Origin of the sequence: Stutzerimonas kunmingensis, assembly GCF_021432085.1 — a bacterium.
GTDB lineage: Bacteria > Pseudomonadota > Gammaproteobacteria > Pseudomonadales > Pseudomonadaceae > Stutzerimonas.
On sequence record NZ_CP090366.1, the window covers coordinates 1160917 to 1187445 of the forward strand.

At 63.0% G+C, this 26529-nt stretch carries 24 protein-coding genes; 12 read left to right on the forward strand and 12 right to left on the reverse strand.

The features are described from left to right. Positions 1-47: 47 nt before the first annotated feature. The gene (locus tag LW136_RS05370) at positions 48-2669 is read left to right on the forward strand and encodes a LuxR C-terminal-related transcriptional regulator (protein WP_042922312.1); all 2622 of its coding nucleotides are present in this window, start codon (positions 48-50) and stop codon (positions 2667-2669) included. A 170-nt stretch (positions 2670-2839) separates the two neighbouring features. On the opposite strand, the gene LW136_RS05375 is transcribed toward LW136_RS05370, so the two are convergent. The 4 genes from LW136_RS05375 to LW136_RS05390 all read right to left on the reverse strand — a co-directional run bounded on the left by LW136_RS05375 (position 2840) and on the right by LW136_RS05390 (position 4619). Next, positions 2840-3109, reverse strand: a complete 270-nt coding sequence (locus LW136_RS05375) for a DUF3509 domain-containing protein (RefSeq protein ID WP_042922310.1) — start codon at positions 3107-3109, stop codon at positions 2840-2842. A gap of 116 nt (positions 3110-3225) precedes the next feature. Continuing rightward, a complete protein-coding gene (locus LW136_RS05380) occupies positions 3226-3480 on the reverse strand; it encodes a YebG family protein (protein WP_042922307.1) in 255 nt (84 codons plus the stop codon). Positions 3481-3576: 96 nt separating this feature from the next. Continuing rightward, on the reverse strand, positions 3577-4041 hold the full coding sequence (locus tag LW136_RS05385; protein ID WP_014819356.1) for a hypothetical protein: 465 nt from the start codon (positions 4039-4041) through the stop codon (positions 3577-3579). 122 nt (positions 4042-4163) lie between these two features. Then, positions 4164-4619, reverse strand: a complete 456-nt coding sequence (locus tag LW136_RS05390) for a DciA family protein (protein WP_023444086.1) — start codon at positions 4617-4619, stop codon at positions 4164-4166. A 282-nt stretch (positions 4620-4901) separates the two neighbouring features. Between LW136_RS05390 and secA the strand changes: the two genes are divergently transcribed. The 8 genes from secA (at position 4902) to LW136_RS05430 (ending at position 15124) form a co-directional block, all read left to right on the forward strand. Then, on the forward strand, positions 4902-7640 hold the full coding sequence (gene secA / locus LW136_RS05395) for a preprotein translocase subunit SecA (protein ID WP_023444087.1): 2739 nt from the start codon (positions 4902-4904) through the stop codon (positions 7638-7640). Between the two features lie 114 nt (positions 7641-7754). Beyond that, positions 7755-8972 carry a bifunctional glutamate N-acetyltransferase/amino-acid acetyltransferase ArgJ gene (gene argJ / locus LW136_RS05400; protein ID WP_044316396.1) on the forward strand — a complete coding sequence of 406 codons (1218 nt, stop codon included), beginning with the start codon at positions 7755-7757 and terminating at the stop codon, positions 8970-8972. Positions 8973-9095: 123 nt separating this feature from the next. Further along, positions 9096-9728, forward strand: coding sequence for a glutathione S-transferase family protein (locus tag LW136_RS05405; RefSeq protein WP_023444089.1), 633 nt, complete (start codon positions 9096-9098; stop codon positions 9726-9728). Further along, positions 9725-10666 carry a Nudix family hydrolase gene (locus LW136_RS05410; RefSeq protein ID WP_044316395.1) on the forward strand — a complete coding sequence of 314 codons (942 nt, stop codon included), beginning with the start codon at positions 9725-9727 and terminating at the stop codon, positions 10664-10666. Before LW136_RS05405 ends, LW136_RS05410 begins: the two co-directional genes overlap by 4 nt. 168 nt (positions 10667-10834) lie before the next feature. Further along, the gene (gene ahpC / locus LW136_RS05415; protein WP_003284760.1) at positions 10835-11398 is read left to right on the forward strand and encodes an alkyl hydroperoxide reductase subunit C; all 564 of its coding nucleotides are present in this window, start codon (positions 10835-10837) and stop codon (positions 11396-11398) included. A 120-nt stretch (positions 11399-11518) separates the two neighbouring features. Next, entirely contained in the window at positions 11519-13081 is a 1563-nt protein-coding gene (gene ahpF / locus LW136_RS05420; protein ID WP_234174748.1) for an alkyl hydroperoxide reductase subunit F, read from the forward strand. Between the two features lie 152 nt (positions 13082-13233). After that, the gene (locus LW136_RS05425; protein ID WP_042923893.1) at positions 13234-14361 is read left to right on the forward strand and encodes a DUF3182 family protein; all 1128 of its coding nucleotides are present in this window, start codon (positions 13234-13236) and stop codon (positions 14359-14361) included. Next, a complete protein-coding gene (locus LW136_RS05430; RefSeq protein ID WP_042923891.1) occupies positions 14348-15124 on the forward strand; it encodes an alpha/beta hydrolase family protein in 777 nt (258 codons plus the stop codon). Before LW136_RS05425 ends, LW136_RS05430 begins: the two co-directional genes overlap by 14 nt. Before the next feature lie 63 nt (positions 15125-15187). On the opposite strand, the gene LW136_RS05435 is transcribed toward LW136_RS05430, so the two are convergent. From LW136_RS05435 to LW136_RS05455, 5 genes are read right to left on the reverse strand one after another with little or no spacing between them, the layout of a single operon-like run. Beyond that, a complete protein-coding gene (locus LW136_RS05435) occupies positions 15188-16216 on the reverse strand; it encodes an ion transporter (protein ID WP_234174749.1) in 1029 nt (342 codons plus the stop codon). After that, a complete protein-coding gene (locus tag LW136_RS05440) occupies positions 16209-16799 on the reverse strand; it encodes a cob(I)yrinic acid a,c-diamide adenosyltransferase (RefSeq protein WP_042923887.1) in 591 nt (196 codons plus the stop codon). Before LW136_RS05440 ends, LW136_RS05435 begins: the two co-directional genes overlap by 8 nt. 16 nt (positions 16800-16815) lie before the next feature. Next, positions 16816-18831 (reverse strand): sensor histidine kinase, encoded by a 2016-nt coding sequence (locus tag LW136_RS05445; protein WP_042923885.1) that lies wholly within the window; start codon positions 18829-18831, stop codon positions 16816-16818. 46 nt (positions 18832-18877) lie between these two features. Next, positions 18878-19789, reverse strand: coding sequence for a putative 2-dehydropantoate 2-reductase (locus tag LW136_RS05450; protein WP_042923882.1), 912 nt, complete (start codon positions 19787-19789; stop codon positions 18878-18880). A 2-nt stretch (positions 19790-19791) separates the two neighbouring features. Beyond that, positions 19792-20757 (reverse strand): response regulator, encoded by a 966-nt coding sequence (locus tag LW136_RS05455; RefSeq protein WP_003299848.1) that lies wholly within the window; start codon positions 20755-20757, stop codon positions 19792-19794. Between the two features lie 157 nt (positions 20758-20914). Here LW136_RS05455 and LW136_RS05460 point away from each other — a divergent pair, with 157 nt between their 5' ends. Next, positions 20915-21394, forward strand: a complete 480-nt coding sequence (locus LW136_RS05460) for a YajQ family cyclic di-GMP-binding protein (RefSeq protein ID WP_003299849.1) — start codon at positions 20915-20917, stop codon at positions 21392-21394. 89 nt (positions 21395-21483) lie between these two features. Next, the gene (locus tag LW136_RS05465) at positions 21484-22308 is read left to right on the forward strand and encodes a mechanosensitive ion channel family protein (RefSeq protein WP_042923879.1); all 825 of its coding nucleotides are present in this window, start codon (positions 21484-21486) and stop codon (positions 22306-22308) included. Positions 22309-22368: 60 nt separating this feature from the next. On the opposite strand, the gene LW136_RS05470 is transcribed toward LW136_RS05465, so the two are convergent. Next, positions 22369-24069: an AmpG family muropeptide MFS transporter gene (locus LW136_RS05470; RefSeq protein ID WP_234174750.1), complete on the reverse strand. Its 1701-nt coding sequence runs from the start codon at positions 24067-24069 to the stop codon at positions 22369-22371. Between the two features lie 39 nt (positions 24070-24108). Next, positions 24109-24468, reverse strand: a complete 360-nt coding sequence (locus LW136_RS05475) for an MGMT family protein (protein WP_014819370.1) — start codon at positions 24466-24468, stop codon at positions 24109-24111. 136 nt (positions 24469-24604) lie between these two features. Here LW136_RS05475 and LW136_RS05480 point away from each other — a divergent pair, with 136 nt between their 5' ends. Beyond that, positions 24605-25609 carry a DUF481 domain-containing protein gene (locus tag LW136_RS05480; RefSeq protein WP_044313792.1) on the forward strand — a complete coding sequence of 335 codons (1005 nt, stop codon included), beginning with the start codon at positions 24605-24607 and terminating at the stop codon, positions 25607-25609. A 76-nt stretch (positions 25610-25685) separates the two neighbouring features. On the opposite strand, the gene LW136_RS05485 is transcribed toward LW136_RS05480, so the two are convergent. Next, complete coding sequence (locus LW136_RS05485) at positions 25686-26444, reverse strand: SDR family oxidoreductase (RefSeq protein ID WP_044313793.1); 759 nt, start codon at positions 26442-26444, stop codon at positions 25686-25688. Positions 26445-26529: the final 85 nt, after the last annotated feature.

The following is a 26529-nucleotide window of genomic DNA, read 5'->3' on the forward strand; positions in this document are numbered from 1 at the left end:
ACCGCGCTGTGTTTCAATGGACTGATTCGAACAAGAGAACCTTTGCCATGTCCGTACGCTTCATTCCTGATGCGCTCAGTGCAGAGGCAGGTGCCGTAGAGCAACTCGCATCCATTCCTCGGCTGCCGCCGCTGCATATCGACCGGCCCAGGCTGGTTCGTGCGCTGCTCGATACCGATTGCCGTCTGCGCCTGATCTGCGCCCCAGCCGGGTTTGGCAAGACCGTGCTGATGAGCGAGTGCGCGCGCTTGGTGCCTCCGGGCACACGCCTGGTGTGGCTGGATCTCGGCGGGCGGGCATGTACGGTTCAGGCGCTGTACGGCCAGTTGAGCGATGCGTTGGGGGAGCGGACGGGCAAGGATGATCGTTCCGAGAACGACATGCTGGCGCTGCTGCGACAAGTCCGGCAGCCGCTATGGATCATGCTCGACGACTACCCGCGCGATTACAGCCCGGAGCTCGATGCTTGCATTGATATGTTGTTGGACATGGGGCCGGCACAAATCAGTTGGTGGGTATCCAGTCGCCGCCAGCCAGCGTGGAAGCTTCCACGGCTCCTGCTGCAAGGGCATCTTCTGGAGCTGGAGGCGGAAGCGCTGGCGTTCACCGCCGAAGAGCTCGAGCAACTCCTGAACGTCCATCGTCTGACGCTCTCGTCCGAGACTTTTCAGCAACTGCATCATGTGATGGAGGGGTGGCCGGCTGGAGTCTGTCTGATGTTGCTCCACGCCGATGAGCAGGCGCTGCGTGAGCGTCTGGTTGCCGGGACGCCATTGCTGCGTGATTACGTCCAGCGTGAGGTCATGGCTGGACTGAGCGATGAAGTGCGGCGGGCCATGCTGGCACTGGCGCGTATGCCGCGTTTCTCGGCAGAGCTCTGCGACCATGTGCTCGACGGTGTTGGTCGCGAAATCCTCGATATCCTCAAGACGCTCCAGCTCTTCATTCGGCAGATCGACAATTGCGGTGAGTGGTTTCGCCTGTGGAAGCCGCTGGCGCTGATGCTGCAGCGCTCCGCAGAAACGACCGCTCCGACCCAGGCCCATCTGCGCGCCTGTCAGTGGTTCGCCAGTCGCGGCGAGATGCGCGAGGCGGTAGAGCATGCATTATGGGCCGGCCAGCCTGAGGTCGCTGCCAACTACCTGCAGCGTTACGGACAGGAACAGCTGCTGATCGGCGATAACGTATCGCGCTTTCTGAAATGGCGAAGCGAGCTGCCACAGGACCTGTTCGCCAGCACCACGCGCCTGATCGTCTTGCAGGGGTGGGCGCTGATCATTTCGGCGCGACTTGATGAAGTGGATGACTGTCTGGCCGAGCTGGCCAAGTTCTTCCCCCAACCCGATGCGCGCCGGCAAGCCCAGTTATTGGCTCAGTGGCAGGCCCTTCGGGGGTTTCTGGCCCGCCTGCGCGGTGAGCCCGAGGCACGCCAGAACTGCTTGCAGGCGCTAGAGGTACTGTCCGATCACGCCTGGGCGCAGCGCGTGCTTTGTTATCAGGTGCTTACGCAGCAAGCGATGGCCGAAGGTGAGCTCGACCTTGCCCAGCAATACAACAGCGAAGGCATGAAGCTCGCACGGCTGAAAGGTAGCGTGCTCTACGAAGTGATGCTCAGCGTCGATCGAATCCAGTTGCTTGAACTCACCGGTGAGTTCGAGCGTGCGGTCGGCGTGCTCAACGAGACACTCCAGGCGTTGCGTGACTCCGTCCGGCGCAGCCCTCTCATCGGCAGGCTGCAACTGCTGCAGGGGCATCTGCTGGCTTACCAGGGGCTCGACGAGCCGGCGCAGGAGGCATATCAGCTCGGTAAGGCGGAGACCGAAACCTGCGGTGATTCCTACTGTTTCTTCGGTTATGTCGGGCTTGCCGAGCTTGCCGCGCGCAGTCACGAGTTTGCCTGCGCCTATCACTGGCTGCGGGACGCCGAGCGCCTGTCTCAGTGGCGACATGTACCTGAGGCGAGATTCCGCGGCATCCTGCCGCTGATAAACGGTGTGGCCTGGCTGCATCAGGGCGAGCTGCGCAAGGCGCGTGGTGCGCTGTATCAGGTACTGGAACTGTATGAAGGACGGGGTTACCTGTCGCCGTCCGGATTCTACGAGCTGTTGCCTCGGGTGCGGCGCTATCTGGCGGTCATCGATGTGCTCGAGGGACAGCCAGCACGAGCGATCACAGCCTTGCGTGAGCAGATCGAGCAGAACCTGCTTGCCCAGCGTCTGGGGCTGGCATGCGAGTGTCGTTTCAGTCTGGCGGAAGCGTTACAGGCCGATGGCCAGGTCGCCGAGGCGGAGCTGGAGCTGCGTCTGGCGCTCAGCGAGGCCGCGCGTCAGCATCTGGTCAAGCCCTTGTACGAACTACAGTATCGGCAGCCGCAATGGCTGGCGCGAGTGCTACCCGCAGCGAAGGGCGAATCGCTTCGGCAGCGGCTGCTGAGCTACGAGCGTGAGCCGGAAGTGACGCTCCCGGCAGCGGATGAAACGGTGCTCAGCAACCGCGAACTGACGGTGTTGCGGCTGATCGCCCAGGGGTGCTCGAACCAGGAAATTGCCGAACAGCTGTTCATATCCCTACATACCGTGAAGACCCATGCGCGCAGGATCAACACGAAGCTGGGCGTCGCTCGCCGTACCCAGGCGGTGGCGAAGGCCAAAGCGCTGGCCTGGCTCTGAGAACAAGCAGTTATCCAAGGGATCATTCATCGTCGCGCCTGAAACAGCAAAGTTCAGGCGCGACGATTCGCTGCAAGCCTGGCGGCTGTCAGACGAAGATGAATTCTTGTTTTTATTGGGTAAGTTTCGGGGCGGAGCGGCGCAACCTGCAGGCAGTCAGGTTGATGACATTACACTGGTGCGGGTTGCAAGCCTCCGTGGGACATCCGTTGTGGTAACTGCTCGCCGCGCTCGATGGCCAGACTGACTTGCAGGCTGGTGATGAGTCGCTGCAATTGCTGTTGATCGCGCCATTGGTCGGCACTGATGTAGCGCTTCACTGCAACGCCTTCCGAGCCCGTCAATGTCAGCAGAATGCTGCCATCGGGCTTCTCGATGCTGAAGTTGACGTTGTAGCGCGGACGAAAAACATCACTGATCTTCTGAAATGGACTCGTCATGCCTGGATACCTGTGTGAGGGTTGCCAGCAATGGACCAGGCAAGGCGATGACAAGTTTCCCGGGCGCAACGGCTTGACTGCCGCAAAAATGTCGCGGGCATACCTGCCATCTCATTTCATACCTGCGCAGTCAGCTCCGTCAGAACATCGGGGCTGCTCTTGAATGCCTTGGCAAACAACTCGCGGTGCCTGGCCATGTAGATGCCGATGTCTTCGGCTTGCTGTTCGCTCAGCGACGGCGAAGCTTGCTGCAGCACCGCAGCTAGCGCCTCTGCCAGCTCAAGCATCTTGTCGTGACGATCGGCTTCGGCTTTATCCATGAACAAACGCTCCAGGTCCCGGCTGCTGCGGTACACCACTTCGACGGCCATTTACCACCTCGGTCATTGGCAGATTGATACTGTTTATTTGTACAGCATAAGCGGCTGCGGCGAAGATTGAAAGTCTGCGCAGGAAGCGGGGTTTCGTCAGTTCTTGAATCGGCCTTGCACGCGCTCGGCCCGAAACTCCAGTGTGGCGGCGCGGTAACCGGCGCGCAGCAGCGGTAGCGGCAGGCAGGATTCCCAGCTTGCGCCGGGCTGCAGGCCACCTGCCCCCTGGTAGTCCGGTGCATCGTAGGCGCGTCGCGCCAGGTTGGTGCGCGAGCCCGGCGCATAGGCGGCGACTTCCCACTGCAGGCTCTGCAACTTCTTGTCGGTGTGATTGTGCAGGCGCACATGCAGCGGCTGCCCGCCGGCGCAGCGACGAGGGTCGTGAGTCAGCTGAATTTCGATACGAGCGAGCAACTGCTCTTCGCGATGCTCCTGCCAGAGTACCCAGCCAGCGACCAAGGCAAGGCCGAGCACGGCACCCAGTGAAATGGGTACGGCCCTGAATGGATAGCGGATCAGCAGTACCAGCCAGGTCAGGATGAGCAGAGCGCCAATCAGCATGGTCGAGTACCGACGATCAGGTGGTTGGGCAGCATGAACGTCCTCCGTTGCGATGGGGGCATGCTAACCCGTGGCGGCGGACCCCGGGCAACAACGAAGTGGCAAGCATTTGTCGCAGGATGTCAGTCGTCCACTTTGCTGCGGCTGGCCAGACGTTCCAGTGCAGCGCGAAGCTTAGGGTCGCGGATGCCATCAGCTGCCGCCTGAATGCTGTCGGCGGCGTTGCTCGAAAGCGGTTGCGTACGCGCCGGCGTGTGCCTGGGCGGGGGCGGTGGCTGTACCTTGAACTGGATACGCGTCAGGCCCGCGAACTCTTCGAGCACTTCCAGTTGACGTTGCAGACGCCGCTGCTGATAGCGCAGCCGTGTCGCCCAGTGGCCGTCGGTGACGATAAGCAGCAGACAACCTTCGCGCCAGGATGCCACGCGGCAGTGTTCGCGTGCTGCGGGCTGCAACTGGCTCTCCAGCAGCTGTTGCAGACGATCGAGCCGAAGCGCTTCGCCGAACAAAGCTCTGAGCGGCTTCGCTTCGCGCAACAATGAGGCAGGAGCACGAGCCGGCGACGGGCGAAAGGCCATGATGGTCCGAGATGCTTGGTAGAAGCGTGAATGGTAGCAGAAGCCGGTTCGGGGAATATCCTGCCGCCTCCGGCGTTGGCGTGCTGCGCAAATGCCCAGCCTAGAGGGTTTATCGCCTGCCAGCTGCGAATATACAGGTACCCGGTAGCGCGTCCGTTGCGTCATGGTGCTGCGCAGTCAGGCACCTTTCCTCACTGCCGTTTCCGAGTAGAATGGCCCCTTTGCACGCAGCCGTGACCTCGCGGACGTGCCTCCATCCCCAGCATGGAAGTCTTTGTCGATATGTTTGCGCCTTTATTGAAGAAACTCTTTGGAAGCAAGAATGAGCGTGAGGTCAAACGCATGCTCAAGGCGGTGCAGTCCGTCAATGCCCTCGAAGAGCAGATGCTGTCGCTCTCCGACGAGCAACTGCGCAGCAAGACCGAAGAGTTCAAGGCCCGTCTCGAGAAAGGCGAAACCCTCGATCAGATCCTCCCCGAAGCATTCGCCGTCTGCCGCGAAGCGGGCAAGCGCGTCATGGGCATGCGCCACTTCGATGTCCAGTTGATCGGTGGCATGACCCTGCACGAAGGGCGCATCGCCGAGATGCGTACCGGTGAAGGCAAGACCCTGGTGGCTACCCTGGCCGTTTACCTCAATGCGCTGGCCGGCAAAGGTGTGCACGTAGTCACGGTCAACGACTACCTGGCGCGACGCGATGCCAACTGGATGCGCCCGCTGTACGAATTCCTTGGCCTCTCGGTCGGCATCGTCACCCCGTTCCAGCCGCCGGAAGAAAAGCGCGCTGCCTACGCAGCCGACATTACCTATGGCACCAACAACGAGTTCGGCTTCGACTACCTGCGTGACAACATGGCGTTCAGCCTGCAGGAAAAGAACCAGCGCGAACTCAACTTCGCCGTGATCGACGAAGTCGACTCCATCCTGATCGACGAAGCGCGCACACCGCTGATCATTTCCGGCCAGGCTGAAGACAGCTCCAAGCTTTACCAGCAGATCAACCTGCTCATTCCACGCCTTACCCAGCACATCGAGGAAGAGGAGGGAGTCGTTACTCAGGAAGGGCATTTCTCCATCGATGAGAAAACCCGCCAGGTCGAGCTGAACGAACAGGGTCACCAGTATATCGAGGAGCTGCTGACCCAAGCCGGTCTGCTGGCCGAGGGCGAAAGCCTCTATTCGGCGCATAACCTCGGTTTGCTGACACATGTGTATTCTGGCCTGCGCGCCCACAAGCTGTTCCATCGCAACGTCGAATACATCGTGCAGAACAACCAGGTGCTGCTGATCGACGAGCACACCGGCCGCACCATGCCGGGCCGTCGTCTTTCCGAAGGCCTGCACCAGGCCATCGAAGCGAAGGAAGGCCTGCAGATTCAGCCGGAGAGCCAGACCCTGGCTTCGACCACCTTCCAGAACTACTTCCGCCTGTACAAGAAGCTGGCCGGCATGACCGGTACCGCCGACACCGAAGCGTTCGAGTTCCAGCAGATCTACAACCTGCCGGTGGTGGTCATCCCGACCAATAGGCCGCTGGCGCGCAAGGACTTCAACGACCTGGTCTATCTGACCCAGGAAGAGAAGTTCGCCGCGATCATCTCCGACATCAAGGAGTGCCGGGAGCAGGGCCGTCCGGTGCTGGTCGGTACAGCCACCATCGAGTCCTCCGAATACGTGTCGCGCCTGCTGGAGGCCGAAGGTTTCGAGCACAAGGTGCTCAACGCCAAGCACCACGACAAGGAAGCCGAGATCATCGCCCAGGCCGGGCGCCCCGGTGCCGTGACCATCGCCACCAACATGGCCGGCCGTGGTACCGACATCCTGCTGGGCGGCAACTGGGAAGTGGAAGTCGCGGCGCTGGACAACCCGACCGAAGAACAGGTCGCGCAGATCAAGGCGGATTGGCAGAAGCGTCACCAGCAGGTCCTCGAAGCGGGCGGCCTGCACGTGATTGCATCCGAGCGTCATGAATCCCGTCGTATCGACAACCAGTTGCGCGGTCGTGCCGGTCGTCAGGGCGACCCGGGTTCGAGCCGTTTCTATCTGTCGCTGGAAGACAGCCTGATGCGCATCTTCGCCTCCGATCGGGTGAAGAACTTCATGAAGGCGCTGGGCATGGAGTCCGGCGAGGCCATCGAGCACCGCATGGTCACCAATGCCATTGAAAAGGCGCAGCGCAAGGTCGAAGGCCGCAACTTCGACATGCGCAAGCAGCTGCTCGAGTACGACGACGTGGCCAACGAGCAGCGCAAGGTGATCTACCACATGCGCAACAGCCTGCTCGCAGCCGATGAAATCGGCCAGACCATCGCCGAATTCCGCCAGGAAGCGCTGGATGCGGCGATCAGCGCGCACATCCCGCCGCAGTCGCTGCCTGAACAGTGGGATATCCCGGGCCTGGAGGCGGTGCTCTACAGCGATTTCGGTACGCGTCTGCCGGTCCAGCAGTGGCTCGACGAGGACGAAAAACTCTACGAGGAAACCCTGCGCGAGCGCATTCTCGAAGCGCTGTTGGCCGCCTACAACGAGAAGGAAGAGCTGGCTGGCGTCGAGGCACTGCGTTCCTTCGAGAAGCAGATCGTGCTGCGTGTGCTGGATGATCTGTGGAAAGACCACCTGTCGACCATGGACCACCTGCGTCACGGCATCCACCTGCGCGGCTACGCGCAGAAGAACCCGAAGCAGGAATACAAGCGCGAGTCCTTCACGCTGTTCCAGGACCTGCTCGAATCGATCAAGCGCGACAGCATCCGCGTGCTGTCCCATGTGCAGGTTCGTCGAGAAGATCCGGCCGAAGAAGAAGCCCGTCTGCGCCGCGAAGCCGAAGAGCTGGCCAAGCGCATGCAGTTCCAGCATGCCGAGGTGTCCGCGCTGGATCAGCCGGAGGAGGAGCCTGAGGTCGAAGGTCAGGCCGACGTCGCCGCGGCGCCGGTGCGTACCGAACCGAAGATCGGTCGCAACGAGCCTTGCCCGTGCGGATCGGGCAAGAAGTACAAGCATTGCCACGGGCAGGTTCAGTAAGTCCGACCTCGCCTGATGATTCCGCGCCGCGACCGGCTTCTGCCGCTCGCGGCGTTTTTGTCGCAACCCCTTTCTCGGCCTGTTGGCCATCCATTGTTCTGAAGGAGCGCATCCATGGCTGTCGGTCTTGGTCCTTTACCTACTCTGCACCCGGTACCCGGTTTCGAACTCGGCATCGCTTCGGCCGGCATCAAGCGACCAGGGCGTAAGGACGTAGTGATCATGCGCTGTGCCGAGGGCTCCCGTGTCGCCGGCGTGACCACCACCAACGCCTTCTGCGCTGCCCCCGTGCTCGTCACCCGCGAACGCATGCACGGCCCGGTGCGTTACCTGCTGACCAACACCGGTAACGCCAATGCCGGAACCGGCCCGCAAGGTCTTGCCGACGCCCGTCACACCTGTGCGGCCCTCGCGGCCATCACCGGAATCGACGAGACGGCCGTGCTGCCTTTCTCGACTGGCGTGATCGGTGAGCCGCTGCCGGTACAGAAGATCGAGTCGGCATTGCAGGCTGCACTCGACGATCTGTCGCCGGACCACTGGGCCGAGGCCGCGACCGGCATCATGACCACCGATACGCTGCCCAAGGGCGCCAGCCGTCAGTTCCAGCACGATGGCGTGACGGTGACCGTCACCGGCATCAGCAAGGGTGCCGGCATGATCCGGCCGAACATGGCGACCATGCTTGGCTATATCGCCACCGATGCCAAGGTGGCCGGCAGCGTATTGCAGAATCTGGTGCGCGATGCGGCGAACAAGTCGTTCAACCGCATCACCATCGACGGTGATACCTCCACCAACGATTGCTGCATGCTGATCGCCACCGGCCAGGCGGCTCTGCCGGAGATCACCTCCGCCTCCGGCGAGTTGTTCGGCAAGCTCAGGCAGGCGGTGCTGGAAGTCTTCATGGAAGTGGCTCAGGCCATCGTTCGCGATGGCGAAGGCGCGACCAAGTTCGTCACGGTGCAGGTCAACGGTGGCGGCAATCATCAGGAGTGCCTGGACGTCGCCTATGCCGTCGCGCATTCGCCGCTGATCAAGACCGCGCTGTTCGCCTCCGACCCGAACTGGGGCCGCATCCTCGCTGCGGTCGGCTACGCCGGCGTGCCAGACCTGGATGTGAGCAAGATCGATGTGTTCCTCGGCGAGGTCTGCATCGCCAGCCAGGGCGGGCGCTCGCCCAGCTACACGGAAGAGCAGGGCGCGGCGGTAATGGCCCGCGAGGAAATCACCATCCGTATCGAACTCGGACGTGGAGATTGCAGCGAGACCATCTGGACCACCGACCTGTCCCACGAGTACGTGAAGATCAACGCCGAATACCGAACCTGATCGAATCCTGCCCTTAGCTATTCCCGTTGTGCATGGCCCCATGTGCAACGGGAATTGCCATTTGCGCTTGCCGCGCTTTAACGTCCGCTGACTCTTCCGAAGGCAACTCGAGGTGCATCGGTCATGGCTCTGCAACTGGTAGTCGGCGACAAGAACTATTCATCCTGGTCGCTTCGCGCCGCGCTGGCAGTGGAACTGTCCGGCGCTGCGTGCGAACAGGTTCCGGTCTCACTCTATCGGCCGGACAGCCGAGCCCGGCTGCTGGCTTACTCGCCCACCGGCAAGGTGCCGGTGCTTCTGACCGAGGACGGCCCGGTGTGGGATTCGCTGGCAATCGCCGAATACCTGGCAGAGCAGTTCCCTGATGCAAACCTGTGGCCGCGTGAGCGCTATGCGCGCGCATTGGCGCGAAGTATCTGCGCGGAGATGCACAGCGGCTTTCAGGCACTGCGCAGCCATCTGCCGATGGATATGGCGCGCGGCCAGGCCTTGCCCGAGCTTCCCGATGCAGTGCAGGCAGACATCGAGCGAATCTGCGCCATCTGGAGCGGTTGCCGCGAGCGCTTTGGCCGGAGTGGTGATTATCTGTTTGGCCAGCCAAGCATTGCCGACGCCTTCTATGCGCCGGTGGCTTCGCGCCTGCGCAGTTATCAGGTGGCCTTGCCAGCTGCCGCAGCAAGCTACGTCGAGACGATCCATCAGTGGCCGGCTTTTCAGCGCTGGCATCGGAGTGCCCTGCAGGAAGTGCGAAAGTGAAACGAATCCATGTCGCCGCAGCCGTCATTCGTGGTGCCGACGGGCGCGTACTGATCGCCAAGCGCCCGCTCGACAAGCATCAGGGTGGGTTGTGGGAGTTTCCCGGCGGCAAGGTCGAGGCTGGTGAGCGCGTCGAGGCGGCGCTGGCGCGCGAGTTGCTGGAGGAGCTGGGCGTCGTCGTTACCGCGGCGCAGCCGCTGATCCAGGTGCGCCACGATTATCCGGACAAGCAGGTACTGCTCGATGTCTGGGAGGTGCACGCGTTTACCGGTGAACCCCACGGTGCGGAGGGCCAGCCGCTGATGTGGGTGACGGCGGATCAACTGACGAACTACAGCTTCCCGGCTGCGAACCAGCCGATCGTGGCGGCTGCGCGGCTGCCGCACCGTTATCTGATAACGCCGGATGGCCTCGCCCCGCAACGGTTGCTCGATGGACTCGCGCAAGCGCTGGATGACGGCATACGGCTGATCCAGCTGCGTGTGCCGTCGCTACCGCCTGCCGACTACCGTGCGTTGGCAGAGCGGGCGCTGGCCTTGTGCGAGGGGCGGGCTCAGCTGATGCTCAAGGGCCCGCTACAGTGGGCATGCGATTATCCCGAGGCTGGCTGGCATCTGACCGCCAGGCAGCTGCGTGAGCATGCGGGGCGGGAACGACCGATCGCGGCGAACCGCTGGTTGGCGGCGTCCTGTCACGATGCCGAGGAGCTGGCGCTGGCTGCTGCATTGGGAGTAGATTTCGTCACGTTGTCGCCAGTGCTGGCGACCGCCAGCCATCCGGATGCCTCACCGTTGGGCTGGGCGCAGGTCGCGGATTTGCTGCTAGGCTTCGACCGACCGGCCTACCTGCTGGGCGGACTTCAGGCGTCCGACCTGTCCCCGGCACGCCAGGCAGGTGCGCAGGGTGTCGCTGCGATTCGAGCGTTCTGGCCGGATTGAACGGCTGGCGCTGATGCAGGTCACTGGCGATGCTGCTGTAAACTGATAAATGTGTCTTCGATAGATTAAAGCAATCGCGGTCATTCCCTTAATCAATTAACGGTATGCTGCTGGCTGCGTTATCGTAGGCCCCGTCAAAGTTTCTGAACCCCCTAAAGGAGTTAGCAGATGTCGCTGATCAACACTCAAGTTCAACCCTTCAAAGTCAATGCCTTCCACAATGGCAAGTTCATCGAAGTCACCGAAGAATCCCTGAAGGGCAAGTGGTCCGTGCTGATCTTCATGCCGGCTGCCTTCACCTTCAACTGCCCGACTGAAATCGAAGACGCTGCCAACAGCTACGCCGAATTCCAGAAGGCCGGTACCGAAGTTTACATCGTCACCACCGACACCCACTTCTCGCACAAGGTCTGGCACGAGACTTCCCCTGCCGTTGGCAAGGCGCAGTTCCCGCTGATCGGTGACCCGACTCACCAGCTGACCCGCGCTTTCGGTGTGCACATCGAAGAAGAAGGTCTGGCCCTGCGTGGCACCTTCCTGATCAACCCGGAAGGCGTGATCAAGACCGTCGAAATCCACTCCAACGAGATCGCTCGTGACGTGTCGGAAACCCTGCGCAAGCTGAAAGCTGCTCAGTACACCGCCGCTCACCCGGGTGAAGTTTGCCCGGCCAAGTGGAAAGAAGGCGAGAAGACCCTGGCTCCTTCGCTGGACCTGGTCGGCAAGATCTAAGGCTTCGCCTATCTGCCCTGCGTGCTGGAGGGCTTTTCAAAGCCCTCTGGCAACCCAACGCCTGGACGCGAACCGTCCGGGCGTTTTATTTCCTGAATTCCGTACGGGGTACCGCTGCTCATGTTGGACACCAATCTCAAGACCCAGTTGAAAGCCTACCTGGAGAAGGTCACCCAGCCCTTCGAGATCGTCGCGTCCCTCGATGACGGCGAGAAATCCCGGGAAATGCTGAGCCTGCTGCAGGACATCGCCGGCCTCAGCGACAAGATCACCCTGAAGACCGATGGCAACGATGCACGCAGGCCGTCGTTCTCGCTCAACCGCATCGGCGGCAACATCAGCCTGCGCTTCGCCGGCATCCCCATGGGCCACGAATTCACCTCGCTGGTGCTGGCCCTGCTGCAGGTCGGCGGCCACCCGTCGAAGACGGCGCCGGAGGTGATCGAGCAGATCAAGGCGCTGGATGGCGACTACAGCTTCGAAACCTACTTCTCGCTGTCCTGCCAGAACTGCCCTGACGTGGTTCAGGCGCTGAACCTGATGGCCGTGCTCAACCCGAACATCAAGCACGTCGCCATCGACGGCGCGCTGTTCCAGGACGAAGTCGAAGCCCGTCAGATCATGTCGGTGCCGAGCATCTACCTCAACGGCGAACTGTTTACCCAGGGCCGCATGAGCGAGGAAGAGATTCTTGCCAAGCTCGACACCGGCTCCAGCGCCCGTGACGCCGAGAAGCTCAAGGCCAAGGATGCCTTCGACGTGCTGGTGGTCGGCGGTGGCCCGGCAGGCGCCGCAGCGGCCATCTACGCGGCGCGCAAGGGCATCCGCACCGGTGTCGCCGCCGAGCGCTTCGGCGGCCAGGTGCTCGACACCATGGCCATCGAGAACTTCATCTCGGTGAAGGAAACCGAAGGCCCGAAACTGGCCCGCGCGCTGGAAGAGCACGTGCGCGAGTACGACGTCGACATCATGAACCTGCAGCGCGCCAGCCAGCTGATCCCGGCCGGCGACGACGGCCTGCACCGCGTGCAGTTCGAGAACGGCGGCGAGCTCAAGGCCAAGACCCTGATCCTCGCCACCGGCTCGCGCTGGCGCGAAATGAACGTGCCCGGCGAGCAGGAATACCGCGGCCGTGGCGTCGCCTACTGCCCGCACTGTGACGGCCCGCTGTTCAAGGGCAAGCGCGTGGCGGTGATTGGCGGCGGCAACTCCGGTGTCGAAGCGGCCATCGACCTGGCCGGCATCGTCGCTCATGTGACCCTGCTCGAGTTCGGCGAGGAACTGCGTGCCGACGCCGTGCTGCAGCGCAAGCTCAACAGCCTGTCCAACGTTCGCGTGCTGAAGATGGCGCAGACCACCGAGGTCAAGGGTGACGGCCAGAAGGTCACCGGCCTGGTCTACAAGGACCGCACTAACGACGAGCTGCACAACGTCGAGCTGGAAGGCATCTTCGTGCAGATCGGCCTGCTGCCCAACAGCGAGTGGCTCAAGGGCGCCCTGGAGCTGTCGCGCTTCGGCGAGATCATCGTCGACGCCAAGGGCCAGACCAGCATTCCCGGTGTGTTTGCTGCCGGCGACGTGACCACGGTGCCGTACAAGCAGATCGTGATCGCCGTCGGTGAAGGGGCCAAGGCCTCGCTGAGCGCCTTCGATCACCTGATCCGGTCGTCGGCGCCGGCCTGAATCGACGCGCAAAAAGAAGGGGAGCAGCCACGAGGTTGCTCCCCTTTTTCATTTCTGGCGCTCGGCGGGACGCTCAGTCAGAAGCGAACGCCTGCCGGCGCGCCGGGTCTCAGGACGTACATGCCGAGCAGTCCATGGAGCTGTCCACAACGATGATGAATGCGCAAACGCTGCAGAGCTCACGCCGGGTCGTGCTGACCTATGCCAACCGACCACGCGAGCCGCAGCACGAGAAGGTCGTCCACGCGGCCTTGGCCGAACGCCTGGCGACCTTGCTGGGGACGAGTTACGGCGGTGAGTACGACCCGCAGCGGCGCTATGACGCCCACCCCTACCTCGTTCCGTCGGGCACGGTGGTCGGACTGCGTGAAGCGCAGGCGTTGGGCCTGAATGAGGAAGGCGATCTGTTTGGTGGCGTCGTGCCGCAGGCCTTCGTTGAAACCAAGGCGATCACTCACCCGCTGGTGCGTCCGGATGCGGTCGCGCCGGTTGGCTGGTCGCGGGACTTCAGTACCCAGGTCAAGGGCAGCGTGCTGGCCGGCTACAGCGCCTTCAGCATCGAGGATGCGCGTGACGCCGGGCGGCGCCTTTTGCACGAAGGGCCGGTGCGGATCAAGCCGGTACGCGCCACGGGTGGCCGCGGGCAGCTGCGCGTCGATGATGCCGATACCCTCGATGAGGCCTTGTTTGCGCTCGATGAAAAGGAGCTGGCCCAGTACGGCCTGGTTCTGGAGGCGCATCTGGATCGCGTCATCACCTTCAGTGTCGGCCAGGTACGTGTCGGGGGCCGTCTGGCCAGTTACTACGGTACGCAGCGCCTGACTCGGGACAACGCGGGCAACGAGGTGTATGGCGGCTCGGATCTGGTGGTCGTCGATGGCGACTTCGAGGCGCTGATGGCCCTTGATCTGCCGGAGACGACACGTCTGGCCGTGCGCCAGGCGCAGGTCTACGACGAGGCAGCATCGGCCTGTTATCGGCATTTCTTCGCCTCGCGACGCAACTACGACATCGCTCAGGGCGTCGATGGCCGGGGCCGGTCACGTTCCGGCGTGCTCGAGCAATCCTGGCGTATCGGCGGTGCCAGCAGCGCTGAAGTGGCGGCCCTGGAAGTCTTCAGGCAAGGCACTTCGGCGCGCGCGGTGAAGGCGTCTTCGCTGGAGTTCTATGGGCGCGAGCAGGGCGTGCCGGCCGGTGCGCAACTTCTGTATCGGGACGAGGACGCCGATGTGGGTTTCATCACCAAGTGTGTAACGGTGGAGGACTATGGCGACGCATAGCGAGATGGTGAACATCCTGGTAGGTGATGAGCATATCGCCGGGACCTTCCTCTCACCGCCGGAGAAGATGCCAGGCGTGCTGTTCGTGCACGGCTGGGGTGGCAGCCAGCAGCGCGACCTGAACCGCGCGCGCGGTATCGCCGGGCTTGGTTGTGTCTGCCTGTCGTTCGATCTGCGCGGCCATGCGCAGACCCGCGCGCAACAGGAAAGCGTGACGCGGGAACAGAACCTCAATGATCTGCTCGCCGCTTACGATCTGCTGGCCCAACACCCGCATATCGACCCCTCCGCGATTGCAGTGGTCGGCACTAGCTATGGCGGCTACCTCGCGGCGATTCTCACCGCGCTGCGTCCGGTGAAGTGGCTGGCCCTGCGCGTGCCGGCGCTGTACCGCGACGAGGAGTGGCAGGTGCCCAAGCGGCAGCTCGATCGCCACGTCCTCAACCAGCTGCGCAGCCGGCGCGTGCTACCGGACGAGAACCGCGCGTTGGCCGCCTGCGCGGCGTTTCGCGGCGACGTGCTGATCGTCGAATCCGAGCACGATACCTTCGTCCCGCACGAAACCATCATGAGCTATCGTGCCGCCTTCCACGGCACCCACTCCCTCACCCATCGCATCATCGACGGTGCCGACCATGCGCTGAGCAACGAGCGCTGCCAGGAGGCCTACACCTCGATTCTGGTGAACTGGGCTACCGAGATGATCATCGGCGCGCGTCTCGACGAAAAATCCCCTGAGGGCTTCAAGGCAGTCGACGAGTAGCAGGTCAGCACTTGCCTCCGACGGCCCTTGGGGCGCGCAGCGGAGAGCATTGCGTCAGTCCGATCACTCGGGATGTGTCGGTGGGGGCGTGGGGCCGACGAAACGACTCCAGCGGCGGTCGAGCACCTGCTGCTTGAGCACTTCGATGACGTCGACCAGCAGTTCTTCCAGCGCCAGGTCGGTATTTTCGTCCTGGTAGACCCAGGCATCGAAGAACTCGTCGGCGAGATTGCCGGCCAGTGCCTGAAACTGCGGGCCACGCATGCCTTCCACGGCGCCCTGCAGCAGCCGCGCGGCGATGTCGCTGAGTGCATCGTCGAGCGTGCTGGCCAGGCGGTTGCCCAGTGGCAGGCGCCGCAGATTGTGCATCTCGGGATTGTTCTGCAGCGCCTGGTGAATCAGTTGGCTGACATAACCTTCGATGGCGCCGCGATTGTCGCGGTAGCCGGTCTCCAGCATGTCCTGCAGGCGCCGCGAGATGTCGTTGAGCAAGCGCTGTTTGCGCGGCCGCACCACTTCCTGCAGCAGCCGGCGCGAAAGGTCGTCGCTGGCGCCGATCTCCTGCTGCAGGCGGCCGAACAGGCGCACCATCACCCGGTCGGAAAGCTCCTCGATCAGCAGGTAGTAATAACGGCTGAAAAGGCCGTAGATGGCCCAGCCGCGCATGTCGATCAGCCCCAGGCGCTGCAGGCGGATCAGCAGCGTGCCGACACGCAGTACGCGCAACCAGCGCAGCCCGGCCAGGGGAATGCAGCCGAGCACGTCATACCTGTGCGCGAACGGGTAGTAGTACCAGCGTGCATAGCGGCGCTCGAACAGTGCCACGGTCCAGCCGAGCAGCACGTCGAGGACGAAGATCGCGACGAAGCCCAGGTCGATGTACTGGAAGTTGGCGTGGACACTCTGCTGGTAACGCGCGTGCAGCTCTGGCACGAGGTCCGCCAGCACTGCGCTAACAGGCTGCAGGGCGAACAGGCTGTCGAACAGAATCAGCGACAGGTTGATGCACACCAACAGGACGATGAAGGCTTCCCAGGCGGCGTGCAGCTGGTCGCGACGGCGGGCCTGTCGCGCCACGACCGGCTCAGTCATCCGCGGCAGGTGAAGCAGCGGCTGGCTGCCAGAGTATTTCACCGCAACCCTGGCGCCGAGCGATCAAGCGAGCGGCGACGAACAGCGCATCGGAGAGCCGGTTCAGATAGGCCAGCAGCACCGGGCGTACCGTTTCGCTGGCATTGAGCTGCTGACAGCGACGCTCGGCAGTGCGCGTCATGCTGCGGCACAGGTGGGCGAGGGCGATCAGCCGGGAACCACCTGGCAGGATGAATTCCTTCAGCGGCCCGAGCTCCTGGTTCCAGCGATCGATGGCCTGTTCCAGCCGCTCGATTTCGTTGTCCTGCAGCGCCTGGTAGTCGGGCATCGCCAGCTCGCCGCCGAGGTCGAACAAACGGTGCTGGCAAGGCGCGAAAACGCTGATCAGCTCGTCGAGCGTTGGCCACTGCGCCTGCGCATCGGCCAGTTCGGCCAGCAACAGGCCGAGCTGACTGTTGAGGGTGTCGACCTCGCCCATGGCCTCCACGCGAGGATGGTCCTTGGCAACCCGACGGCCGTCGCCGAGGCCGGTTTCGCCGCTATCGCCGGTGCGGGTGTAGATTTTCGACAGTCGATTGCCCATGTATCGGTTCCTTGGTTCAGGTCGCCATCTGCTCGCCGGGCGAGCTCAGCGGCAACCGCAGGGTGAACGTGGTGCCGTGGCCAGCTTGGCACTGCACCTCCATCTGCCCCTGATGGTTGTTGGTGATGATGAAATACGAGACGGAAAGACCCAGCCCGGTTCCCTGGCCGACTTCCTTGGTGGTGAAGAACGGCTCGAAGATGCGCTTGCGCACATTCTCCGGGATGCCGCCGCCGTTGTCCTCGACCTGAATTTCCGCCCACGGCGGATTCAGGCGCGTGCGCAGGATGATCTGTCCCGGCTCGTCGCTCTGATGGGTATGGATGGCCTGTGCAGCGTTCTTCAGCAGGTTGAGCAAGACCTGCTCCAGCTCGTTGCCGATGCACGGTACGCGGTCGATCCGCGGGTCGAAGTCACGAACGATATCGATGGCCTTGAAGTCGAAGCCTTCCATCAGGGCGAAGTCGTTTCCGGCGATCTCCAGTGCCTGATCGATCAGAACGGGCAACTGGCAGTCCGCCAGCTGACGGTTGCTCATGCGGCTGAAGCTGAGCATGTGGCTGACGATCTTCGCCGCGCGCGAGCCGGCCTGCTGGATACCATCGAGCAGCTGCGGCACTTCGCGGCGCTGCAGGTACTGGTTGACCGCTTCCAGGCGCACGCCGGTTTCCTCCGCGGCCTCGCGATTGCGCTCGAGCTCGGGCGAGAGCCGGCGGCGGATGTTCTGCGCGTTGTGCAGGATGGCGCCGAGAGGATTGTTGATCTCGTGGGCCATGCCGGCCGCGAGGCTGCCCACCGAGAGCATCTTTTCCGACTGCACCATCATTTCTTCCATGTTGATGCGCTGGGTGATGTCGTCGATGCGGATCACCACACCGCGGCCACCTGCGCCGGTCAGCGGGTAGCAGGTCAGCGCATAGTGGTGCGGCTCGTCGTTGCGCATCCAGGTCACCCGCTCGATCTTCGCCACCACGTGCTGTTCCGAAGTGCGCCGGATCTGCGCGAGAAACGGCTTGAGCGGCTCAAAGGCGACGAACACCGGCTGGTTGAGCGCGTCATCCAGCGGCGTTCCGGAGAGGGCGCTGGCTTCCTGGTTCCATTGGGTGACGTAGAGCTGTTCGTCGAGTGCGATCAGCGCCGAGGGCATCGAATCGATGATGCTGTTGAGGTACTTCTGAAAGCCGGTCAGCTTCTGCTCGATCTTGCTGCGCACCTGCACTTCCAGCTCCAGCTTGCGGTTGGAGTGGCGGGTTTCCTCGGCCAGGCCCTGGGCATGATCGAATGCCTCCTGGGCATCGTCACGGGCGCGCTTGAGCTGCTGCTCGCGGGCCTCCATGCGCGACAGCATGGTGTTGAAGGCATCGGCCAACCGGCCGATCTCGTCCTGGTTGCCGGGCTTGGCGCGCAGGGAATAGTCCTCCTCGCGGGTGACCTGGCGTGACAATGCTTCGAGTTCGCGAATCGGGCGGGTGATGAGTTGACGGATCTGCCGGGCGACCGACACCCAGAGCAGCAGGCTGGCGACGAGAATGGCCAGGCTGGCGGTCAGCGTACCGGTGTAGAAGGCGCCGGGCAGCTCGCTGCTGGCGACCATCAGCAGATGCCCGGCACTGCCATCGGCTTGCGGCAGCCTGACCAGCAGGTTGGCGCGAATCTCGCTGGCACGCCAATGCTCGACATCGCTGAGCTGCTCGGGCAGACGCAATCGGTCGCCTTGCTGGAGTTGCGCGAGGCTGTTGCCGTTGCGGTCGTAGATCATCGCGGCTCGCAGCGGCGCATAGCCGTCCAGGCGTTTGAGCAGTTTGCTGGCGGCTTCCGGCGAAGACAGCGCCCGCGCGCTCAGTTCTTCGGTAGCGAACAGCTCGCCGAGGGTGTGCATGGCCTGCGGCGCAACGCTCTGCCGTGAAATCCAGTAGGCCGCGCTGATGAACGTCAGGTTGGAAACCAGCAGAACGGCGGCAAGCAGGACGAGCAGGGCCAGCAGCAGTTTACGGCCGACCGGAAGGTTTTCGAGGCGCTGACGCAGGATCATTGGCGGGACACGGCATAGCAGAGAGTTTCTGCAGGGTAGCTGCGGCTCAGTCCGTGGGCAATCCGCGCTGGCTCAGGTGTTCACGCAGGTGGCGATGCAGTTCGTGCAGCCGGGGTAACGCGAGCCCCAGCGAGTCGGCGCTGCGGCAGGCATGGCCGAGCAGGTAGGCGATCTCGGTCCGCCGGCCGAGTCGAACGTCCTGATACATCGATGAATAGTTGGCGGCGGTGGCCTCGATCACCCGCAGCACCTCGCCTTGCAGATCGCTGGCCGCGGCTGGCTGACCGCCGGCTTCGAGCAGTTCGACGAGTTCTTCGCAAAGCCCGGAGAGCTGCTCGCGATGCTGCAGCAGCTCGCCATTACGGCAATCGTGGAGCACCGTCAGCGGATTGATCGCGCAGTTCAGCGCCAGCTTGCGCCAGAGCCGCGCCAAGATGTCGCTGGACCAGGTTTGCGGGATGCCCGCTCGGTTCAGTTCGTCCAGCCAGACCGGCGCGCTGCCGCCGTTCGGATCGCCCAGCCAGTTCTGCCCGCGGCCGGCGAACACCACATGGAAATCGTCTTCTCGATAGGCTCCTTCGGTACTCGACACGAAGATGCAACGTGCCTGCGGCCAGCGTTCGGCGATCGCCTGCTGGCTGCCGAGGCCGTTCTGCAACAGGAGTATTTCGCAGCCAGAGGCGAGGCGCGACGCCACCTGAGCGATTGCGCCTTCGGCGTCGTAGGCCTTGCATGCAACCAGCAGGCGCTGGATTGGTTCGCTCGCATCGGGCAGTTCTGCCGGGATAGCGTAGAGCCGAGATAGATGGTCGGCAGTCAGCGTGAGCCCGCCGGCGCGCTGGTAATCGGCGAGGCGCTGGGCAGAGCGCAGGATTATCCGTACTGTTGCGCCCGCTCCAGCCAGGCGGGCCGCCCAGAGGCTGCCGAGTGCGCCTGCGCCGAGGACGTGCCAGCTCACCCTCAGGCCGACTGCTTCAGGCGCAACGGCACGATGCGGCCGGTGCTGTAGGCGCTCGGCAGCAGGGCGGCCGCGCGCTCGATGATGGTTTCAGGCGCGATCGGCAGCGCATCAGTGTCGAGGCTGATCAGACTGATGCCCGCCTTGATGGATACGAAACCCTCGCTGGTCTTCAGCGCCCTGAGATTCAGGCCTTCATGCAGGCGTTTGAAGCTGCTTGGCGAGCACCCCTTGAGATCGTTGACCAGGGCCAGCAGGCCGAACTGGCTTTCATTGATTCGGCAAACCACATCCAGCGGGCGGACGAGCTGCTGCAGACGCGCGCCAATGGCACTGAGGATTTCCGCGTAGACCGCATCGCCATAGCGCTCGCGCAGCGCATCGGCGTCGGGCAGGCCGATCTGCAGGTAGTACAGCGCCGTGCCGCGGTTCTCCATCTGGCGCAGGCTGGCCGCCAGGCGCTGGTGCATGTAGCGGGCATTGCCGAGATGGGTCTGCGGGTCCTGCAGGCTTTGCCCTTCGAGGCTCGCGACATTCTCTGCGAGCTGGTGATTCTCCTGCTTGAGCCGTTGCAGCGAGCCGCATAGACGGTCGGCGGCGAAGATGCGCGGCAACAGCTGCTCGTTCATCGCCGACTTGCTGATGAAGTCGTCAACGCCGTGGTCGAACGCCTGCCCCAGGGCGTTCTCGCTGTCACGGCCGGTGAGCAGGATGATGTAGCTGTAGTGCCCGCTCTGGGCGTCGCGCTGGCGAATCTGGCCGGTCAGCTCGAGGCCGTCCATTTCCGGCATCAGCCAGTCCGCCAGCAGGACATGCGCGGGGCGTTGCGAATGCTGCACCAGTGCGTCGGCGGCGCTGCTGGCGAAGCGGATATCCTGGTAGCCGGCCTTGCTCAGCGCGCGACCGATCATGACGCTGGAGAATTTGGCGTCATCGACGACGAGAATGCTCAGGAGAGGGTTGGGCATGGCAAGCTCAATCAATTGAAGGGGGACGTCCTGTCACTCCTTGCCGTAGGGCGGGCGCTGACACGTCGAATCGTTATAATGACCGCGCTTTCTTAACCGTCAAGACATACGCGCTCGGCTCATGCGGCCGGTCGCGCTATACAGTGGAGGAATCCCCATGCCCTCGTTCGACGTGGTGTCCGAACTGGACAAGCACGAAGTCACCAACGCGGTCGATAACGCGATCAAGGAACTGGATCGTCGTTATGATCTGCGCGGCAAAGGCAGCTTCGAACATAAGGATCTGACCGTGCAGCTGACGGCGGACGCCGAGTTCCAATTGGAGCAGATGCTCGAGATCCTCAAGTTGAGCCTGGTCAAACGCAAGATCGATATCCAGTGCCTGGAGATCAAGGACGCCTACGCTTCCGGCAAGAGCACCAAGCAGGAAGTGGTGCTGCGCGAGGGCATCGACAAGGAGCTGGCGAAGAAGATCGTCGCCTACATCAAGGATGCCAAGCTCAAGGTGCAGGCCGCCATCCAGGGCGAGCAGGTGCGGGTCACCGGCAAGAAGCGCGACGATCTGCAGGAAGCCATCGCCCTGCTGCGTGGCCATGAATTCGGCATGCCGCTGCAGTTCAACAACTTCCGCGACTGATCCTCCCTCCGCGCCTCGGCGCGTGCATTCATCCCCCGCTTTCCGTCGGTGCTCGCGCTGCGGGCACCAATCCTCACAAGGAGTAATCCATGGACCTGAGCGTCGACTACCTGGTCGATCTTTCCGAATCCTGGCTGCCTGTGGTGCTGCAATACGGTGCCCAGGTGACCCTGGCGATATTGACCCTGCTGTTCGGCTGGTGGTTGATCAACACCCTGACCGGCAAGGTCGCCAGCCTGCTGCAGCGTCGTCATGTGGATCCGACTCTGCATGGTTTCATCGGCAGCCTCGCCAGCATCGTGCTCAAGGTGCTGCTGCTGGTCAGCGTGGCTTCGATGATCGGCGTGGAGACCACCTCGTTCATCGCCGTGATCGGTGCCGCCGGCCTGGCCATCGGTCTGGCGTTGCAGGGCAGCCTGGCGAACTTCGCTGGCGGCGTGCTGATTCTGCTGTTCCGTCCGATTCGGGTCGGCGAGTGGATCGAAGCCCAGGGCGTAGCGGGCACAGTGCATTCCATCCAGATATTCCATACGGTGCTCAAGTCTGCCGACAACAAGACCATCGTGGTGCCCAACGGCAGTTTGTCCAACGGTCATATCACCAACTACTCCCGCGAACCGCGGCGTCGTGCCGATATCAACGTCGGGATCGATTACGGCGCGGACATCAAGCTGGCGCGGCAGATACTGCTGGAAATCGCGCAGGACGAGCGCGTGTTGCGCGATCCCGAGCCGGTGGTATTCGTCACTGGACTGGGGGACAGCTCGGTCAATCTGTCGTTGCGGGTCTGGGTCGCGACCGGTGATTTCTGGCCGGTGACCTTCGGTTTCACCGAACTGTTGAAGGAGCGTTTCGACGAGGCGGGGATCGGCATTCCGTTTCCGCAGCGCGTGGTGCACCTGGTTCAGAGCTGAGGTCTTGCCTGAACGAAGCGAAGCCGGCATTTGCCGGCTTCGTCGTTTCTGCTTGTCGCCTCAGGAATGTTCGGAGGCTGTTTCGTGCGGCGTGTCGTCCGGCTGCTGGCGGGTTCTGCGCCACTGCCAGACGATCAGAATCAGCGTTGGCACACCGAGCAACGCGGTGACTAGGAAGAAGTCGCTGTAGCCGAGGTGTTCCACCATGACCCCGGAGTAGCCACCCAGCAGACGGGGCAGCAACAGCATGAGCGAACTCAGCAGGGCGTATTGGGTGGCCGAGAACTTCAGGTTGGTCAGGCTGGACAGATAGGCGACGAAGGCGGTGGAGGCGAGGCCGCCGCTGAAGTTGTCGCAGGAGATGGTGACGATCAACATGTTCAGATTCGCGCCCATCTCTACCAGCAACATGAACATCAGGTTGGTCGCTGCCGAGGCGACTCCGCCGATGAACAGGATCGGCAGGATGCTGAAACGCACGATAAGCAAGCCGCCGAAGGCCGCGCCGAGCAGCGTCATCACCAGACCGAACAGCTTGCTGACGCTGGCGATCTCGTCCTTGGAAAAACCCTGATCGATGTAGAACACGTTGGCCATCACGCCCATCACCGTATCCGACATTCGGTAGGTGGCGATCAGCCCCAACAGCAGCAGCGCCTGCCAGCGGTAGCGCAGGATGAAGTCGGTGATCGGCGTCAGCACCGGCCCCATCAGGATGCGCCCAGGTGCCGACAGGCAGCCCCAGCAGATCAGCAGGTACATGGTGCCGCGCGGCCAGTAACCTCCCCAGTAGGACTGGAACATACCGGTGGTCGACACCATGAGGATAATCAGCACGATCACCGATACCGCCTGATGAGCGAAGTCGAAGCGCGCCGGTCGCTGGCGTTGCTTCGCTTGGCTGAAGATATGCCGTACCGGCACGAACAGCGCCCGGCCCATCGGCGAAATGCTGCCGAGGATGAATAGTGCATACAGCGTCGCCCGCGGCCAGGCCTGGGCGATCAGCGCGTTGATCATCGCCGGTATCGAGATCAGCAGCACCAGCAGCAGGCCGACTGCAGCGAGCTGATGATTGAAGGTGTAGCGCGAGGGCTCGTTGGGCAGCGGCGGGGCGGCGTCCGGCTCGCGGATCACCAGGCTGGTGATCAACCCCGGAAGGATCAATAGGGCGAAGGCCAGATAGGTCGTGGTCCAGGCTGCCTGGTTGTAGTCGAGGCTGCTAGAGCCCAGCCATTCGGCGAGGAAGAGCGCGCCGGCGCTGGCGAGCAGCATGGCGATGCGATAGCCGGTCATGTAGCTGGCCGCCAGGGTCGCCTGCAACTTGTCCTCGGCGATCTCCAGGCGATACGCATCGATGGCGATGTCCTGGGTAGCCGACGAAAACGCAACGACCACCGCCAGCGCGATGAGCATCGTGAGGTTGTATTGCGGGTTGCAAAGGGCCATGCCAACCAGGCCGATGGCGATCAGCGCCTGCGACAGCACCAGCCAGGAGCGTCTGCGCCCGAGCGCGCCGATCCAGGGCAGTCGCCACTGGTCGAGCATCGGCGACCAGACCCATTTGAATGCATACGCCAGGCTGATCCAGCTGGCAAAGCCGATAGTTTCCCGCGAGACGCCCGCTTCGCGCAGCCAGACCGACAGCGTGGAGAACACCAGAACGGCGGGAAGACCCGCAGCGAAACCCAGCAACAGCAGGGCCAGCGTAGCGGGGCTGGCGTAGGCGGCTAGCGCATCGCGCCAGGTTTCACGGGACATACATCGAGGATCTGTGCAGTTTTGGACGAAGCGCGCACTCTAACCGCTGTGCTCCGTCGAATGCCAGCCGTGCCGACGCATGTCCACCCGGTCGTTGATGATGGTCAGCCCTTCAGCCCGCAGGCGCATGCGCTGCTCGTGCCCGGCAGGGGAACCGGCCGGCAGGCTGAGCCGTCCGCCAGCGGCGATCACCCGGTGCCAGGGCAGGCTGGTGCCGTCGGGCAGCTGAGACATCAACCGGCCAACCCAGCGGGCCGCGCGACCGAGTCCGGCCATGGCGGCCAGTTCGCCGTAGCTCACCACCTTACCCGGCGGTATCTGCGACATCACCAGATAAACAGCGGCACGCCGTGCATCGGCGTCGGCAGCGGGTGGCAGCAGTGGTGGAAGGTCGGCCATGACAGGTGCTCCGGTGCAGGCAGGCGTACTGCGCGCCGAACTAGCGCTCCATTCGGCGGTCTTTGCTTGCTGTAGTTAAACGCATAGGGATAATGCCAGCCTTTCAACCGCCCTCGACCAGATTTTCAGCACATATATGTTCTCCAGAACCCTGCTTTGCGTGACCCTTTCCGCCATTGCCCTGCCTTCGTTCGCCGACACCGTGTGGTTGAAGAATGGTGATCGTCTGACCGGCAAGATCAGTGTGCTCGACGGCGGCAAGCTGCTCATCGAAACCGAATACGGCGGCTCGATTCCGCTGAAGTGGAGCAAGATCGCCACGCTGGAAAGCGACCAGAAGCTGCTGATCAAGCAGAACGACGTGACCGGCGAGGTCGCGCAGTCGCTGCAGGCAGCCGACGAGGGCAAGGTTGTCATCGCCAATGGTGCCGCGCCACGCACGGTGGATTTGGCGAGCATCACGCAGATCATCCACCCCAAGCCGTTGATCCAGGATTTCACCTGGAGTGGCAATGTCGACGTGGCTATGGATTACAAGCGTGCCGAAACCGACACCGATGACTACGACGTTTCCTTCGACACCAAGGCGCGCCATGGGCTCTGGCGCCACAACGGCACCGGTAACTACAACCGTGAGTACCGTGACGGTGTGACGGTCACCGACAACTGGGATGCCGAGTACGCGCTGGACCGCTTCCTCGATCAGCACTGGTTCTGGCAGGGGCGGTTGAGCTACAAGCGCGACCAGATCGAGGACGTGCGCCGTCAGCGCACCATCGGTACCGGTCCGGGTTATCAGTTCTGGGACAACGAGCTGGGCGCCTTCTCCCTGGCAGGGCTGATCAACCGTAGCGACTACGAGTTTGCCGACGGCGAAAAGGAGAACTTCTACCTGGCGGTGATGAAGTGGGACTACAACCGCTACCTGGTGGGCAAGACCTTCGAGCTGTTCAGTACCGGCGAACTCGGCAAGCCGCTGGAGAACGTGGCCGATTACGCGCTCGATGCCGAGGTCGGCCTGCGTTACAAGGTGACCGACTGGGCTTCGCTGAACATGAAGGCAGAGAAGGACATCATCAGCGGTGCCGACAACGATCTCGACTTGACCCGCTACAGCATCGGTTTCGGCGTGGGCTGGTAAGCCTTATCGATCCGGTGTGCATATATAAGAAAGGCAGCCATCTGGCTGCCTTTCTTCTTTGGCCCTGACGCCCCGATCAGAGACGCAGCCCGCCGTCCAGTTCGAGGATGCGGCCGGTGTAATAGTCGTTCTCGAAGATGTACGCCACCGAGTGGGCGATCTCCGCCGGCTTGCCCATGCGCTTGAGCGGAATGCCGGACGTCATTTTCTCCAGGGCTTCGGGCTTCATGCTGGCGACCATCTCGGTCTCGATGAAGCCGGGCGCCACGCCTGCCACGCGAATGCCGTAGCGCGCCAGCTCCTTGGCCCAGACCACGGTGGCCGAGGCCACGCCGGCCTTGGCCGCGGAGTAGTTGGTCTGGCCCATGTTGCCGGCGCGGGAGATCGACGAGATGTTGATGATCGCGCCTTCGCTCTTCAATTCGACCATCTTCGCCGCGACTTCGCGGGTGCAGAGGAACACGCCGGTGAGGTTGACGTCGATCACCGCCTGCCACTGCGCCAGGCTCATCTTGCTGATCTCGCCGTCCTTGACCTTGAGCAGCAGGCCGTCGCGCAGGATGCCGGCATTGTTCACCAGGCCATGCAGGCCGCCGAAGTCCTCGGCGACGCGCGCAACCATGTCGCTGACCTGCTCTTCATTGGCGACATTGCACAGATAGGCGCGGGCGTCACCGCCAGCGGCCTTGCAGGCCGCGACGGCCTCGTCCAGACGCTCCTGGTTCAGGTCCACCAGCGCCAGCCGCGCGCCCTTGCTCGCCAGGTACTCGCCCATGGCGCGGCCGAGGCCCTGGCCGCCGCCGGTGACGATGATGACTTTGTCTTGAAGCTGCATGCCTATCTCCATGTGGTCGTTCTGCTGCGGGAACGACGCCCGCCGGGGAAACCGTTATGCTGAGCGCCCGTCGATCCGGACCCGT

Excerpts from the sequence above, each read along its gene's own strand:
- LW136_RS05390 (WP_023444086.1), bottom strand. The coding sequence starts at position 4,619 with ATGGCCTTTCGCCCGTCGCCGGCTCGTGCTCCTGCCTCATTGTTGCGC.
- LW136_RS05435 (WP_234174749.1), bottom strand. The coding sequence starts at position 16,216 with ATGACTGAGCCGGTCGTGGCGCGACAGGCCCGCCGTCGCGACCAGCTG.
- LW136_RS05480 (WP_044313792.1), top strand. The coding sequence starts at position 24,605 with ATGTTCTCCAGAACCCTGCTTTGCGTGACCCTTTCCGCCATTGCCCTG.
- ahpF (WP_234174748.1), top strand. The coding sequence starts at position 11,519 with ATGTTGGACACCAATCTCAAGACCCAGTTGAAAGCCTACCTGGAGAAG.
- LW136_RS05375 (WP_042922310.1), bottom strand. The coding sequence starts at position 3,109 with ATGACGAGTCCATTTCAGAAGATCAGTGATGTTTTTCGTCCGCGCTAC.
- LW136_RS05465 (WP_042923879.1), top strand. The coding sequence starts at position 21,484 with ATGGACCTGAGCGTCGACTACCTGGTCGATCTTTCCGAATCCTGGCTG.
- LW136_RS05385 (WP_014819356.1), bottom strand. The coding sequence starts at position 4,041 with ATGCTGATTGGCGCTCTGCTCATCCTGACCTGGCTGGTACTGCTGATC.
- LW136_RS05485 (WP_044313793.1), bottom strand. The coding sequence starts at position 26,444 with ATGCAGCTTCAAGACAAAGTCATCATCGTCACCGGCGGCGGCCAGGGC.
- ahpC (WP_003284760.1), top strand. The coding sequence starts at position 10,835 with ATGTCGCTGATCAACACTCAAGTTCAACCCTTCAAAGTCAATGCCTTC.
- LW136_RS05440 (WP_042923887.1), bottom strand. The coding sequence starts at position 16,799 with ATGGGCAATCGACTGTCGAAAATCTACACCCGCACCGGCGATAGCGGC.
- LW136_RS05380 (WP_042922307.1), bottom strand. The coding sequence starts at position 3,480 with ATGGCCGTCGAAGTGGTGTACCGCAGCAGCCGGGACCTGGAGCGTTTG.
- LW136_RS05445 (WP_042923885.1), bottom strand. The coding sequence starts at position 18,831 with ATGATCCTGCGTCAGCGCCTCGAAAACCTTCCGGTCGGCCGTAAACTG.
- LW136_RS05460 (WP_003299849.1), top strand. The coding sequence starts at position 20,915 with ATGCCCTCGTTCGACGTGGTGTCCGAACTGGACAAGCACGAAGTCACC.
- argJ (WP_044316396.1), top strand. The coding sequence starts at position 7,755 with ATGGCTGTCGGTCTTGGTCCTTTACCTACTCTGCACCCGGTACCCGGT.
- LW136_RS05475 (WP_014819370.1), bottom strand. The coding sequence starts at position 24,468 with ATGGCCGACCTTCCACCACTGCTGCCACCCGCTGCCGACGCCGATGCA.
- secA (WP_023444087.1), top strand. The coding sequence starts at position 4,902 with ATGTTTGCGCCTTTATTGAAGAAACTCTTTGGAAGCAAGAATGAGCGT.
- LW136_RS05405 (WP_023444089.1), top strand. The coding sequence starts at position 9,096 with ATGGCTCTGCAACTGGTAGTCGGCGACAAGAACTATTCATCCTGGTCG.
- LW136_RS05470 (WP_234174750.1), bottom strand. The coding sequence starts at position 24,069 with ATGTCCCGTGAAACCTGGCGCGATGCGCTAGCCGCCTACGCCAGCCCC.
- LW136_RS05370 (WP_042922312.1), top strand. The coding sequence starts at position 48 with ATGTCCGTACGCTTCATTCCTGATGCGCTCAGTGCAGAGGCAGGTGCC.
- LW136_RS05430 (WP_042923891.1), top strand. The coding sequence starts at position 14,348 with ATGGCGACGCATAGCGAGATGGTGAACATCCTGGTAGGTGATGAGCAT.
- LW136_RS05425 (WP_042923893.1), top strand. The coding sequence starts at position 13,234 with ATGATGAATGCGCAAACGCTGCAGAGCTCACGCCGGGTCGTGCTGACC.
- LW136_RS05455 (WP_003299848.1), bottom strand. The coding sequence starts at position 20,757 with ATGCCCAACCCTCTCCTGAGCATTCTCGTCGTCGATGACGCCAAATTC.